12 protein-coding genes are annotated in these 15436 nt (G+C 40.1%); 7 read left to right on the top strand and 5 right to left on the bottom strand.

The genetic code is table 11. From position 1 onward, the window contains the following. Window positions 1-87: 87 nt before the first annotated feature. On the bottom strand, window positions 88-651 hold the full coding sequence (locus tag L4C32_RS17820) for an OmpP1/FadL family transporter (protein WP_428198247.1): 564 nt from the start codon (window positions 649-651) through the stop codon (window positions 88-90). Between the two features lie 112 nt (window positions 652-763). Next, a complete protein-coding gene (locus tag L4C32_RS17815; RefSeq protein ID WP_428198246.1) occupies window positions 764-1279 on the bottom strand; it encodes a magnesium transporter in 516 nt (171 codons plus the stop codon). A 449-nt stretch (window positions 1280-1728) separates the two neighbouring features. Between L4C32_RS17815 and L4C32_RS17810 the strand changes: the two genes are divergently transcribed. Further along, window positions 1729-2610 carry a LysR family transcriptional regulator gene (locus L4C32_RS17810; protein ID WP_428198245.1) on the top strand — a complete coding sequence of 294 codons (882 nt, stop codon included), beginning with the start codon at window positions 1729-1731 and terminating at the stop codon, window positions 2608-2610. Window positions 2611-2628: 18 nt separating this feature from the next. On the opposite strand, the gene L4C32_RS17805 is transcribed toward L4C32_RS17810, so the two are convergent. Continuing rightward, on the bottom strand, window positions 2629-3549 hold the full coding sequence (locus L4C32_RS17805) for a LysR substrate-binding domain-containing protein (protein WP_428198244.1): 921 nt from the start codon (window positions 3547-3549) through the stop codon (window positions 2629-2631). Between the two features lie 46 nt (window positions 3550-3595). Beyond that, window positions 3596-4429: a hypothetical protein gene (locus tag L4C32_RS17800; RefSeq protein WP_428198243.1), complete on the bottom strand. Its 834-nt coding sequence runs from the start codon at window positions 4427-4429 to the stop codon at window positions 3596-3598. Between the two features lie 376 nt (window positions 4430-4805). On the opposite strand from L4C32_RS17800, the gene L4C32_RS17795 reads away from it, so the two are divergent. The 6 genes from L4C32_RS17795 (at window position 4806) to L4C32_RS17770 (ending at window position 13706) form a co-directional block, all read left to right on the top strand. Further along, on the top strand, window positions 4806-5885 hold the full coding sequence (locus tag L4C32_RS17795; RefSeq protein ID WP_428198242.1) for an efflux RND transporter periplasmic adaptor subunit: 1080 nt from the start codon (window positions 4806-4808) through the stop codon (window positions 5883-5885). Between the two features lie 8 nt (window positions 5886-5893). After that, entirely contained in the window at window positions 5894-8965 is a 3072-nt protein-coding gene (locus L4C32_RS17790) for an efflux RND transporter permease subunit (RefSeq protein WP_428198241.1), read from the top strand. 8 nt (window positions 8966-8973) lie between these two features. Then, complete coding sequence (locus tag L4C32_RS17785; RefSeq protein ID WP_428198240.1) at window positions 8974-10440, top strand: efflux transporter outer membrane subunit; 1467 nt, start codon at window positions 8974-8976, stop codon at window positions 10438-10440. After that, window positions 10427-11725 carry a patatin-like phospholipase family protein gene (locus L4C32_RS17780; protein ID WP_428198239.1) on the top strand — a complete coding sequence of 433 codons (1299 nt, stop codon included), beginning with the start codon at window positions 10427-10429 and terminating at the stop codon, window positions 11723-11725. The genes L4C32_RS17785 and L4C32_RS17780 overlap by 14 nt, the downstream gene beginning before the upstream one ends. Continuing rightward, the gene (gltS, locus tag L4C32_RS17775) at window positions 11722-12948 is read left to right on the top strand and encodes a sodium/glutamate symporter (RefSeq protein WP_428198238.1); all 1227 of its coding nucleotides are present in this window, start codon (window positions 11722-11724) and stop codon (window positions 12946-12948) included. The genes L4C32_RS17780 and gltS overlap by 4 nt, the downstream gene beginning before the upstream one ends. A gap of 95 nt (window positions 12949-13043) precedes the next feature. Continuing rightward, a complete protein-coding gene (locus L4C32_RS17770; protein ID WP_428198237.1) occupies window positions 13044-13706 on the top strand; it encodes a hypothetical protein in 663 nt (220 codons plus the stop codon). 70 nt (window positions 13707-13776) lie between these two features. Here L4C32_RS17770 and cysN read toward each other — a convergent pair whose 3' ends face one another. Beyond that, complete coding sequence (gene cysN, locus L4C32_RS17765; RefSeq protein WP_428198236.1) at window positions 13777-15186, bottom strand: sulfate adenylyltransferase subunit CysN; 1410 nt, start codon at window positions 15184-15186, stop codon at window positions 13777-13779. Window positions 15187-15436 lie beyond the last annotated feature (250 nt).

Raw genomic sequence — 15436 nt, 5'->3', positions numbered from 1 at the left:
ATATAGACACACAATAATACATTAGTAACTGGTAAGATTACCTATTGACATTCCATGAAAATATCAAGTTATTATTTATTTTACATATTAGAATTCGTAATTCATTAAAACACCAAAATAATGAATATTAGCACTGTATTCTCCAGAAAACTGGCTTTCAAGAGCCGTTCCTGTAGCTAGGTTATATTCAATCTCTGGGTTGCCACCATAGAAAAACTCATAATAAAGTTGCATACGTAATTCATTCGAAATGTGATAAGACGCCCCCGTTCCGAATTTCCATAACTCACCCGTTGGGACATCAGGGTATTGCATTGTTGGATCATCTTGCGGAGAAGTCTCGTAGTACACCCCTCCTTCTAAGCGCCACTTAGGATCAAGTTGGTAATGGGCACCTACACTGACAAAAAACGTATCTTCCCAGCCTCTAGCGATGTTTGTATCTCGATCTGTCATCGTGATTGAAGTTTCTTGAACTTTACTAAAATCAGTCCAACCGGCACTCCAAAGTATTGCGAATTCACTGTCTATAGCGTGATAGCCACTTAGTGACACAATAGACGGCATAATGATATTAAATGAGGCAGGTGTTGATAAATTGGTTCCCTTAATCTCGCCATCCATATCATGGTTTGTTTCAGAGCGATAAATAAACCCTGGACTGGCCCAAGAAACCTAGGCACTTTTAAGTGTCCACTTAACTGCACCCGTTGACACTAAAATCCACATCAAAAGAATGTAAGGAATCATTATCTCTTTCATTTTATGCCTCTTCTTCTTTATTATTTGACTGTTCTAAAATGCTGGTATCTTTAAGGTCTAACTTACTGTTACCGTTACGGATCACTTCACTCAATGACGCACCAATATGTTTCCAGTTGGCAAAGGCGATAATAATCGCAAGCACCCACCACGCTTTGTGCAAGAATAACCCGCACAGTGAGAGTGCAAACACTAATTGAATGTGTGTGCTTTTTTTCTCTTTTGCTTTATGGACAGCGACTTCATGGATTTCCCAAAGAAGATAAATAACAAAAACTACAACGGCAATGGTGACTGAAAATAGATAACCACTAAAATACTCACTATTAAAAATGGTCATCATGGTAGGGTTTGGTGTGTTAGTAAATAAACTCATATCGATATCTTTTGAGTTTATTGTACCCATTGGTGCCATGATATAAGCACCACCAAGCATTACCGCCATGAACGCTAAAAACTTAACTAATACCATAATAATGGTCCAAATTATTCGGGCAATATTCCTTAGAATATTCATGACAGTATCCCCTCGGGAGTTATAGATTTCAAACAATGACTTTCGTTATGGTAAGGTTATGGAATCTTTGTTTTATCTACTACCCGAAATTTTACTAGTCTCAAAACAAAACAATTTTAAATCAATTTTTCAACATCAATATAAAATCAGATTTTTTATTCTACTAGTAAAAATACCTGATTAAGCCTTTGCTCTTTCTACATCAACGCACTTTATATAAACTTACGATAATACTAAATATCTTTGCACTAACTATTGAGGATATTATTTTGAATACTATTGACCTACAAATATTCCACTAGGTAGTTGAGTGTGGTGGTTTCTCTGTAGCGGCAAGACGTATAAAGCTTTCTACTGTTAAAGTAAGTTGATAATATAAATGACTTACTCAACTTTTTAGAAGATAATACGAGTTCCGGATATTCCCTCTTAGATAAAAGGTCGCCACGTTGAAAATTATTGATATGAAACTATTTATTAAAGTGGTAGAGCTTGGCAGCTTCACGGCAGCGGCCAAGGCTTTTGATATTCCAAGAGGAAAGGTGAGCAGAAAGATTTCAGAGCTAGAAGGTCAGCTAAATGCAACACTATTTCATAGAACCACTCGAACACTGTCACTCACTAACAGTGGCGAGACTTACTACGTTGAAATCAAAGAAGCTCTAGATATCATTGATAATGCTGCGCTTAACATCCATTCTGGTAACAAATCACTCAGCGGTAAAATAAAAATTGGCTTATTGCCAGAAACTCATGAGTTAATCCAACCCATTATTTTTCAATTCCATGATAAATACCCAGATATAGAGTTAGATATTAGAACGATTACTAATGGTTTTGACGATATGTTCCAGCAAGGGCTTGATATCGCGTTCCATGGGGGGCGCGTACACGACTCTAATTTGGTGGCAAAGAAAATACTAACATTAGAAAGATGTTTGGTTGCTTCACCTGCCTATTTACAAGAAAATGGGTACCCACAAACGCTCGATGACCTAAGAAAGCACCAATGTATTTGCTATCGTTGGCCAAGTGGGGATGTCGATAAACAATGGCAATTTACGCCGAAACCTATTGAATTAAATACCAAGCTTATTTGTAATAGTATAGGATTCATCAAGAGCGCGACCATGGCAGGACGGGGCATTAGCCTTTTACCTAAACTCATGATTGAAAATGAATTAATCAATAACCAACTGTCTATAATTCTTCCGGAGTCCAGCTCTGTTGAGGAACACTGCTGGTTACTTTACCCTCAACGAAACACCTTATCGACGGCAAGCCTAGCATTAATTGATTGGTTAAAAGAAGAAATACCTAAACTTATTTAACTAATTAATAAAGAGTAGTTATTTGTATTCATTTTCAGTAGCCAATTGCATCATGACTTTTTTTAGCCATTTTACTAACGGGTTATTGGCATTCTTACGTGTAAATGAGCATACAACCTGTGCACTGGGCAAAATGTCATCTTGCGCCTTAAAACGTAAAGGCCTCAACGCTGAGGAATATTCATTCGCCATCCTTTTTGATGCTGTTAATAACATATTTGATGTTTCTGCAACTTGTATACCTAGATGAATACTGTCTGTTTGTAAGCCAACTTGTGGCGTTTTTCCCATCGATCTAAACGCACTTTCTAAATATCGATTCCTTTCATCCCAGCTAGGAATGGATAGAGAGATAAATGGATAATCGGCAATGTCCTCCCATATGATTTTAGATTTTTGGTGTAAAAAATGGTTATTTGCGGCCAAAATGAGAAACTCATCGTCACATAATTGGGCTTGAACAATTGAACTAGGGAAGTCTGGCGAGTAGTAGTTAATACCAATCATCGCTCTACCATCTAGAAGTTGTTCCACTGAGGTTGATTCCCAGCCTTTTATGTACCAGGTCGCTTTTGGTGCATTTTGATGCAAAATTTCAAACAATCTAGCACCAAATACCAATTGCGCCGGATGGCTTAAAAATATTTGATACCTTCCTGTAAGTGCACTTGGTTTAAAATCTGCGTGATTTATTATCACATCTTCATAGCTACGAATAATGTCCGGTAATTTCTCTGCTAAAATATCGGCAAACGCGGTTGGGGTTAACTGGATACCGCTGCGAATAAACAATGGATCGTTTAATGCCTGACGGCACTTTGCCAGTGTGCGAGCAACAGATGACTGGGATAAATCCATCTGTTCCGCAGTATGGTATGTATTACAAGTACTATAAATATTTAATAGCACTTTCAAAGATTTAACATCTAAATTATCCATAAAAAACCTTCCAATGTGGCCGACTAATCGGCCTCTTTATTTAACTCTAAAAACGCCAATCAAATCCAATGGACAATTTAGCTTCTTCACCACGAAGATGACTGCTATTTCCTAATGGATTGTTCAGTTCATTTATTTTAATATTTGTGTATTTTCCTTCTAAGTATATATTGAAAATAGCGTCACCTATCTTAGTTCGCGTACCTTGAAGTAACATAATATCGACCATTTCCATTTCTACTCCACCATAAGTGGAACCGCCAAACACTTGGAACACTGTGTAGAATGTTTCATTCCATGGCTGAAGACCATATAAGTTAATCGACCCCATATGTGCATCATCTCCTCCAAGGAACTGTTCAACTTGTGGTGATGTAATATTTTGTCCCGTTCCAACTGAATACCCATTCATTTGAGATGGGACGAGTGTTCCTTGAATATTTTGTTCAATTTGATCGGTATCAATATCAATATATGAATAGTTAACGGAAGGGAAAAACATGGTTTTACCATTCGTAGCTGTCAGCGGCAACATATAACCAGCAGTGTACATATTTGTTGTATCAGTTAAGTAGACGTCTGCGTAAACACCGCCAAAACGCTCATCAAAATTTGCCAAACGGAAACGTGCATTTTCTGACTGCGTGTAATACTCGCCAAGCATAATAGTTTGGGTCTGATATTCGCCATTACCATATAAATTCTTAAAACCACCACCTGCAGCCAATTTTATTTCACCAGAATCATCGGTCGCAATACCACCACGCCACGCTGTATTTCGTGGGTCTGCATCATGTACCTCTTCAGATGCATTTGCATTTGCTGACAAAGCTACAGCTAGTGTCAAGGCAATATAGTGCGTCTTTTTCGTATTGTTCATTACTTGTTCCTATATAATCGAATCATTGTTTGTTTATTTGAGTCAATTATCAACCTAAAGACCGACTTAATAAACACCCAATAACGACTTTTATCAAGTCATAAATTGACTTTAACTTTAGAGATTAATAGTAAAACAGTTCCTTTACTCTAAATCTCCCTGTAAAAATACAGAATTACGACGATGATTACTTCCGTCTCCACCCATTCTCAATTAACTTTCGACTTAATAACGAAGGCACTCTAAGGCGATAAATAACTTATTATGAATATTACCTTTCTTATTGTCTCAAATTTCGTGACATTGAAACTCGTAATTGGGGCATTATCTGAGCGATAGATTAAAATACAATAGCTCCATTATAAGGAGCTATATTATGAATCTATCACTCAAGAAAGCTATCGCATATACATTGTCACTTGGCCTAATTGGCTGTAATCAAACTGCAACAACAATTGAAACCCCTATTGTTAAACCGATACAAGTCGCTAATTTAGAAAGTGTAAAAAGAAATTCAATTAAACACTTCAGTGGTGTTATTCAATCGCAAGAAAAAGCCGCTCTCACTTTTAGAGTACCAGGCACGATAAGCGAATTATTGGTACAGAAAGGTGATAAGGTTGTCGCCAACCAAGTGATTGCTCGCTTGGACCCGCATGACTATCAAGTAACATTAGATGAGCTAAAAGCTCGCCAGTTAGAAGCCTTATCTGTGTTTAAGTTAGCAAAATCAGAATTGGCCAGAGTTAAGCAAGCAACCCAAGATAATGCCATTGCTAATGTGAATTTAGACCGTGCAATTAGTGGATTTGAGCGTAGCCAATCTGCTGTTAAAGTGATCAATAAAAACATTCAAAGGGCAAAAGATGCACTTAGTTACACAGAACTAAGAGCACCCTTTGATGGCGTTATTGCCGATCTCCATACCAATACTTATGAGCAGGTTATACCAGGAATTGCAGCGATTTCCTTGCAAGACAATAATCAACTTGAAGTAGAAATAGATGTTCCTGAAAATATGATCGCGGAATTTTCATTGGGAAAACCAGCTAGCATCAGTTGGTACCAAGCTAAACATATTCTCACTTCATATGTATCAGAAATTACGACCATGCCGCACCGAATTAAGCAGACATACTTAGTCACGTTTACGCTTCCTGATTCAGACCCTCTTCTTCTTCCGGGTAAATCGGTGACGGTGTCGACCCAAATTGGCGATGCAGCTTCAACTTACTGTTTACCATATTCAGCCATCATTGGTGAGAGTGACCAACTGCATATAAACCTTGTTCGCGAAAATATAATCATGAAAAAGTCAATTGACGTTAGTTCATTAGATGCTAATCAAGCCTGCATAAATGGCGATTTCAAGGAAAATGACTACGTCGTCATCAGCGGTTCCTCTTATCTTTTTGATGGTGATAGCGCACCAAACTTGACCATTAAAACCTTATAGGAGGCCCTATGTTTAATTTAGCTGAGTTCGCCATTCGTCAAAAAACATTTGTTTTGTTTTTTACTATGTTAAGTGTCATCGCAGGAATATATTCCTATTTTGACTTAGGAAAATTAGAAGATCCTAGCTTTACTGTTAAAACAGCTGTTGTCGTAACGTTGTACCCTGGAGCTTCAGCGGAAGAAGTCGAATATCAAGTGACCGATACCATTGAGACTAAATTACAAGAAATGGGCAATCTTCATCGTTTGCGATCCCTTTCTCGTTCGGGAATGTCTATGGTATTTGTTGATTTAAAAGAAAGCCTTAATTCGGATGAACTTCCGCAGCAGTGGGATTTGCTTAGACGTAAAGTCAATGACGTCTCTTTACTGCTTCCTTCAACGGCTCAGCTTAATATTGTTCAAGACGAATTCTCTGAAGTCTATGGCATGCTTTTTTCTATTCATAGCACAGACGCCGCACCTGAAGAGTTAAAAGGGTATTCCGAAGAGCTTCAGCGACAACTCAAAACGGTAGTAGGCATTAAAAAAATCGAGCTACACGGTGTACAGCCTCGTGTCGTTTATATTGACATGCCAAGTGAACGCTTAGCACAATATAATCTTTCGTTCTCGCAAGTATGGGGACAACTAAATACTCAAAATATGACTTTTGAAGCCGGTAAATTTAGTACTGGACAAGAGCAAATTCGCATTTCACAAAGCAGCGAATTCAAGAGTATTGAAGACATTAAAAATCTGATGATTAAAGGCGGTATAGGTGAGATTGGAACCAGCTTAATTCGCCTAGGTGACATCGCTGATATTACCATGGGTTATCAAACTCCAGCCCTGACTGAAAATCGCTTCAATGGTGAGCCTGCTGTTACTTTAGCAGTTAGTCCCGTTGAAGGTATCAACGTGGTTTCTCTTGGGGGATCCATTCGAACCATCATCGAACAATATGAACAAACGCTCCCGGTTGGTGTAAAGATATCCACCGTTGCTTATCAGCCTGAAGAAGTACAAAAATCAATTGATAACTTTGTACAAAACCTGTTAGAAAGTGTCTCGATTGTTTTCATCGTCTTATTAGTTTTCATGGGGTTTAGAAGTGCCTCCATTGTAGGTTGCAGCTTGCTGCTCACCATTTTATTAACGCTTATTTACATGAATTTAAATGAAATAGATCTTCATCGAGTCTCGTTAGGAACCTTTATTCTTGCATTAGGTATGTTGGTTGATAATGCCATTGTGATCACAGATATGATGACGTCTAAAATGAGCAAAGGGATTGATCGCACTGCCGCTGCTATTGCTTCGGTTAAAGAGACAGGAGTTCCACTTCTTGGGGCTACCGTAATTGCGATTATGGGGGCAAGTCCTGTTATTTTCTCTAAAACTGATGCATCCGAATTTGCGAGTTCTGTGTTTTATATTGTTGCCGCTTCGCTATTACTATCATGGTTTGTTGCTATGACAATCACGGTGCTGTTTTGCTGGATGTTCTTAAAACCGACTCCTATTAAAGAAGAGTCTAAACCAAACTTATTTAAGCGCCTGATTTTTTGGACCGTTGATCATCCAACAAAAACATTACTTAGCATTGTGCCTCTTATACTGGTCACTGCCATTGCAGTACCCTATATTTCGGTTAATTTCCTACCACAATCGGATCGACCAATTATATTCCTTGATTACTGGTTACCCAATGGTGCCAAGATTGATCAAACATCCTCTGACATGAAAAAAATAGAGACATGGTTGCTTGAACAACCTGAAGTAACAACCATTTCTACCGCGGTTGGTGCAAGTGTCCCACGTTTCTCTGTCACCGTTGAACCTGAACCTTTCGACTCTGCATATGGACAAATATTAGTCAACACCGTTGATTACCAATCTATTGATGCTTTGGTCAAACGAGGAGAGCACTGGTTATCGACTCAATTTCCAAATGCAGAGCCTCGCTTTAGAGCATTAAAACTGGCAACTTCTGATAAGTACGCGGTTGAAGCTCGATTTTCTGGTCCAGACCCGACCGTTCTGCACCGCTTATCGGATCAAGCTCAAACCATCATGAAGGCTAACCCAGACACACGTTATGTGCGCGATGATTGGCGTCAACAAAGTAAAGCGTTAGTGCCTATTATCAATCAAAATAACGCGCGCAAAGCGGGTATAAATCGTGCTGATATTGCCTTTGCACTCAAACGGGCGTCTGATGGCGTTCCCCTTGGAATGATGAACCTCAATGACGAATTAATCACGATTCAATTGCGTGGCACAAATCAAACCATGGAGTCTCTGGAAACCTTACCTATTAAGTCATTAATTGGTGTGCATTCAGTACCATTAGGTCAGGTGGTTGACGGTTTTGAACTAAAAACTGAAGAGAGCATGGTCTGGCGCCGTGATCGTGTGAAAACAATCACGGCACAAGCTGGGATCAGCCGTGATACCACCCCTGCACGAGTGCGAAATAGCATCATGGAGCAAATTGAAGCTATTCCGCTTCCTGCTGGTTACGACATGGAGTGGGGGGGTGAATATTACGATGAGCAAAAAGCGGTGAATGATATCTTGAAACATCTGCCTAAAGCGATATTGATAATGGTGATTATCTTAGTTGCCATGTTTAACAGCTTTAAACAGCCTTTGTTGATTTTCCTTACGCTACCACTTGCGACAACTGGTGCAACCTTTGCTCTACTTGCTTTCGATAAGCCGTTCGGATTTATGGCACTAATTGGTGCGGTTACGCTAACTGGCATGATCATTAAAAACGGCATTGTGCTTATGGATCAAATTGAACTTGAACGTAAAAATGGTCTTGCGCTTTCCGATGCGATTAAAGAAGCAACCATCAACAGAACCATGGCTATTTCAATGGGGGCATTGACGACAGCCCTAGGCATGCTGCCATTAATGAGTGATCTTCTGTTTGACCAAATGGCAGCAACGATTATTGGTGGTCTCGCTGCGGCCACAGTGTTGTCTCTATTAGTGATGCCAGCAATTTATAAGCTATCAAACAAAGATGATCCAATTGACGTAAAAAATGCGGATTGCTCTTTATCTATTAATCATGAGTGTATATAGGACTAATTATGACTACTTTATTCTTCAAAAAATTAACCCCTATCGCACTAGCTGTCTTTCTTTCTGGCTGTGCTTTAGGTCCAGATTACCAAGAACCGACCGTTTCATTAGCAAATACCTACCTTTTTGCTGATGAACAAGCGCTTAGTAATAATGATATGTGGTGGCAGCAGTTTAATGACCAGACATTGAACCAAATGGTACGCGATGTTCAACAGCAAAACATACCTTTAAAAGTAGCATCGAAACGAATTTCAATGGCGAATTCATACCAGAGCATTGTTGAATCGTTTAAAGTACCTACTGTTAACGTTGGGGCTGGTTATTACAATTATCAAATCAGCGAGAACGATTCATTGGCAGGCCCGTTGGTGAGCCCGATGTCTATTCCACCTGTCAACCCAGTACTTCCAAGTGAAGTGACTTTAATGGACAATCAACACAGTGGCGGTTTTGTTGGAGCAAGTATTGCATGGGAGCTTGATCTATTTGGGCGATTGGACCATCAGAGTAACGCTGCACAAATTCGGGTAGAACAAGCTGAAATAATGCGAGAAGGTTTAAATACACTTATTACGGCAGATCTTATTCACAACTATCTTCAGTATTTAGGTGCTCATGAGCGTACTCAGCTTGCACTACAGAATATTGAAGACCAGCGTGAAACCGTTACTTTAGTAGAGAAAGTCGTACGTAGCGGTTACGGTTCAGAGCTCGATTATGCGCAGGCCAAAGCGGCGTTAGCCATTACTGAATCTCTCATTCCACAACTAGAAAATGCACAGCAGGTTCATAAATACCGCTTGGCCGTGCTACTCGGGGAGCCGTTATCAGCTGTTGACATACGATTAGCAAACGCTCAAAAATTGCCAATCTTGCAAGACATTATTCCTGTCGGTTTACCTTCAGATTTACTTAAGCGTCGACCAGATATCCGCTTAGCGGAACGAGAAATGGCCGCCATTAATGAAGAGCTTGCAGTGAGTGTTGCCAACCAATACCCTAAGTTCTTCCTTACGGGTGCCCCTGGTTTTTCGGCAAGCAGCTTTGATGATCTATTCAGCAGTGATTCGTTTGGATGGGCTGGTGGTGTTGGGATCTCTTGGAACGTCTTCGATGGTGGCCGTGCAGAAGAGATGATAAAAATCAATCAGGAGCACTTTGAAGCCGCAGCATTAAGTTATCAGCATTCCGTAGATTCCGCCATTTCAGAAGTGGATACAACGCTGTTTACCTACGGGCGAAGTCAAGAAAACCAGAAGCAGATTGATTCGGCATTTATTGCCACTGAAACTGCGGTGAATAGAGCGAAATCTCTGTACCGTGCTGGTCTTATCGATTACTTAGCCGTTCTCGACGCGCAACGATATCAACGAATGATTCAAGATAGGCAAGTGGCCTCGAAGCTTCAGACCGCTCAAGTCTCCGTTGCGCTTTATAAATCACTTGGGGGAAATTGGAATGTTACTCCGTAGCTGGTTACCACTCGTCGCCATAATAGCCGGGCTTACCGGCTGTAGTGCAACGACAACTATCACAAATACAGAAAATGCCGCTCCCCAAGAAGGTGCCTATTCACTTGAAGCCACAGCCCAGAACTTAAAAAAGAACAATGTTGTCGTTCTTGTCAGTTTTTCAGGTGGAGGAACTCGAGCAGCCGCACTCTCTTATGGCGTACTTAAAGGCATGCGAGATATTGAGATTTCAGATAAAAACGGAGATTATAGATTATTAGATCAAATCACCACGATCAGTTCGGTCTCTGGCGGTAGCTTTACTGCCGCTTACTATGGGTTATATAACGAGAACATTTTCAATCAATATGAAGATGACTTCCTATATAGAGATGTATCTGACAGTTTACTGGATATTGCATTTAGCCCAACTTTCTGGTTTTCAACAAATAGTAGGACAACTGCAGCTGCAAATTTCTATAATCAAGAACTTTTTAAAAATGCAACGTTCAATGATATGCATGACGCCTCACCAAGAATTATTATTAATAGTACTGATTTAGGAGGAGGTGTCCGCTTCTCTTTCTTGCAGGAATATTTTGATCTTATTTGTTCAAACGTTAATGATTATTCAATTGCGAATGCCGTTGCTGCATCTTCTGCCGTTCCTATCATTTTTGAACCCGTTGTATTAGAAAATTATTCTCAGTGCGATAATTCATACACTTCCACAATCAACGACACAGCACCTATCTATCTAGATTCAACACGAGATGGGTTAGTCAGTTATGGCAATAAAGAGAAGCGGCCTTATGTACATTTAGTCGATGGTGGTATCTCTGATAACCTCGGCTTGCTGGCCATATATGACTTAGTCAAAAGCAAAGAGAGTCAGTTTCAAAGCCTGAACGACAATATTGATACTGTTATTGTCATCTCTGTTGATGCATCAACCAACCCTGACTGGAACATCGATATGAAAAAGAGTACTCCTAGCGCCCATAGCACACTCGGTGCCGTCACGGATATTCAAATTCATCGATATAATGATCTCGTGAAGTCTCTTGTAGTTGAAGAGTTAAGTGAGTGGAGAGATGCCTCTTCAAATAGAGAAACCTACTTCATAAACATTAACCTTAATACCGCGGTTGAAAGGGAATATATGAACAACATCCCCACTGACTTCACACTGAAACCTCAACAAGTCGAGAAACTCATCCAACATGGATATGATGAAATACGCAGTGACCCGCATTTGTCTGAACTGTTTATCTCAACACGCACATTAACTCCGGAGGCAATATGAACTACATCGACGGTGTGCTTCACATCGAATCTTTTCTGGCCGTGACCCTTGGCATTATCGTTCTCTTTTTAGGTCGAAGATTAACGTCTGCGATCCGTTTATTAAAAGAGTTCAGCATTCCAGAACCCGTCTCTGGTGGTATTTTGGTTTCGCTCGCTTTTGCCGCTTTGCACTCTTTGACCAATATAGATATCTCTTTTGATTTAGCGACTCGAGATCTTTTACTCGTCTATTTTTTCACCACCATAGGTATTAATGCGAGTATCACTGACCTTTTTAAAGGTGGAAAACCACTTATCATTTTACTCTGTATCACCATTGGCTACATGCTTGTACAAAACCTAACCGGAATTGGTATCGCGATCGCGCTTGATCAACCGCCTGTATTTGGTCTGCTCAGCGGTTCAGTATCATTGATTGGCGGCCACGGCACTGCAATTGCTTGGGCGCCTAAAATCGGTGAAGCCTTCGATTTGAATACCGCGATGGAAATAGGTATGGCAAGCGCCACTTTTGGTTTGATATTAGCCAGTATTATGGGAGGGCCAATCGCTAAATTTCTAATCAACAAGCACAAACTGCAAGCCAATAGCCATGAACAAATGGATGTTGGCACTCAAACAAACAAGCCTCAGCCGAGTATCAACTCTTATGATTTTCTTGATGCTATGCTCGCTATCCACGTATGTATCATTCTTGGTGCCATATTAAATGAAGTGGTCAGTAACTTTGGGCTTGAACTGCCATTATTCGTCAGTTGTTTATTCGCAGGTATTCTCATTTCAAACCTAATACCTGCTTCATACCCAAGAATCACTGGTACACGCTGGCCTGCACGAAAGCCCGCTGTGGCACTCATCGCCGACTTGGCACTGGGTGCGTTTTTAGCCATGTCACTGATGAGTATGCAACTGTGGACGTTTATTGATTTAGCAGGTCCCATCTTCATTATTTTAACCGCTCAGTTTATTGTTGCGGTCTGTGTTGCGGTATTTATTGTTTTCCCACTCATGGGGAAAACCTATGATGCCGCTGTTGTGTGTGCTGGGTTCGGAGGAATATCACTAGGGTCTACCCCTACCGCGATGGCCAATATGTCAGCGGTTGCTCAAAAGTATGGTAATTCACATCAAGCCTTTATTATTGTGCCTTTGGTCTGCGCGTTCTTTATCGACTTGGCAAACGCGCTGATCATCCCATACTTCATTCAATTTATTGGATGAATACGGCTAATAGAACACTCATCGTTTAATGAAAGTCATAGAAATAAACGAATAACTATTTTTAATTTACAGGGATGTTTTTTTCTGAGGTAATTATGTCAGACTTACTCAATGTAGAACAAAATAAAATACTGACTTCTGAATCAAACACATTAACAAGAATCGTATTTTATCGCACATTAACTAATATATTTTCAGTCATTGCGATATGTTTTTTAGTGATTTTAGCGCGTCGTATTGATTATATTTTTTTAGGAAACAATATTGGTGAAATGTCTGTCATTGAACTATCACAATTATTTATGTTAGTGATTACAGTGATGAGTTTTTACCGCCTTATTTCAATAACATCATTGAAAAGTAGTTCTATTTTGGTTCTTGGTTTTTTTACCGTATTAATGATTCGAGAATCTGATGGTTTCTTTGACCACATCAGTCACGGATTTTGGGTGTACCCCGCTTTGATCGTGACGTTTTTTTCAATTGCCTACGCAATTAAAAATGGCAACGTAATTAGAAGTTTAGCTCAATTATTACGAATTCCATCGATGCAAGCTCTTGTGTGTTCAACCGTTTTGCTCCTCGTTTTTTCACGTCTTTATGGCATAAGTGATTTTTGGAAAGTAGTCATGGGGGATTTTTACATACGTGATGTTAAAAACATTTCAGAAGAAACGATCGAACTTCTATTTTACTGCTTGATTGCTCTTAACGCATTCAAAACCCACTCATCACTTCGGTTTAAATGTTCGAATTAACTTGTGTAGGTATCAACCAGGGGAGGTATTGTTGTAGCCAAAATCACAGTGCTACAACAATACCAAAAAACTAAATTTCAGAGCATCCCCACTCTGGAAAATGTTTTCTCACATAAGCATTAAGCTCTTTCTCTGCGTCTGAGTATGTTTTTGTTTGACTGCTTTCAGAGTTTGAAATGTTCGTAATCACACCAGCGCCCACCGTCACATTGGTGTGGCGATCAATCACGATGAATGAGCCTGTTCGTGGCAACAGTTTATAAGGGTCTACCGCTACTTTATCAGTCAAACTGATGGACGTTAGCGCAATCTCATTCAGCGCAAGTAGCTCACTGTCTTCGGCGTGTTTCTTTAGGGTATTTGCATCTATTTTGTGAGTGATTTGACTCACTTTACCCGTGCATGATTTTGATGAGAACTTAAAAATATACTCTTTATTGGTTCTCAGTGGATTCTCATCCATCCAGACAATATGAGCGTTAAGTTTGTTTGTCACTTGAAGTCCCGATCCGGTATGCACCAGCATATCACCACGGGAAACATCAATTTCATCTTCAAGGGTTAACGTAATCGCTTGTCCTGGTTGCGCCGTATCGAGTTCGCCATCAAAGGTATAGATGGATTTAATTTTGGATGACTTACCTGATGGCAGAGCCGTCACTTCATCCCCGACTTGTACAATGCCAGACGCCAATGTGCCGCAAAACCCGCGAAAATCTAGATTTGGACGGTTCACATACTGCACTGGAAAGCGCATGTTGGCTAAGTTCTTATCTTGGGCGATTTTAACGGTTTCGAGCAACTTCATAAGCGTCGCGCCCGGATACCAATCCATCGCTTCACTCGGGTTAACCACGTTATCCCCCTTGAGTGCTGAGATCGGCACAAAGCGGATATCCTCGATGTCAAAATCCTTCGCCATCTCGCGATAATCGGCTTTGATTTTCTGATAGATCTCTTGGCTATACTCCATCAGATCCATCTTATTGATGGCGACAATAATATGCTTAATTCCGAGCAAGCTACAAATATAACTGTGACGACGAGTCTGGGTCTGGATTCCGTAACGCGCATCCACCATTACAATCGCAAGGTCACAGGTCGACGCTCCCGTTACCATGTTACGCGTATACTGTTCATGCCCTGGGGTATCAGCAATGATGAATTTGCGTTTGTCGGTTGAAAAGTAGCGATACGCCACATCAATAGTGATGCCCTGCTCTCTTTCGGATTGAAGGCCGTCCACCAATAATGACAGATCAAAATCTTCATTGGTGGTATTGAATTTTTGTGAATCTTTTTCAATCGCCGCCATTTGGTCTTCGTAGATAAGTTTGCTATCAAACAGCAATCGACCAATCAGGGTTGATTTACCATCATCTACATTACCGCAGGTCAGAAAACGCAGCAGGTCTTTGTTTTCGTGTACTTTTAAATAGGCTTCAATATCTTGAGCAATAAGTTCAGAACTGTGTGACATATTTATTCCTTTAATTTGGTGGCGCAGTTCAAGGTTCAAGGTGAACAAGCCCCTTTTTTTGTTACAAGCACTTTCTGCCTTTTAATTTATCTCTTACCTTGTCATCTATCCTCTATCTTGTGCTTATATTCTGGCTACGACTCTTCATTAAGCCCGAAATCATTCTTGAAATCTCTTCCGCTTCTTGAATCCACTCTTTTCCTATTCTGTTTTCTATATAACCTATTTCTATACCAATATAGATCTGAGA

It is taken from the genome of Aliivibrio kagoshimensis (assembly GCF_050337105.1).
GTDB classification, from domain to species: domain Bacteria; phylum Pseudomonadota; class Gammaproteobacteria; order Enterobacterales; family Vibrionaceae; genus Aliivibrio_A; species Aliivibrio_A kagoshimensis.
The sequence above is the reverse complement of the archived record's forward strand: the minus strand, read 5'-3'. Positions and strand labels throughout refer to the sequence as shown.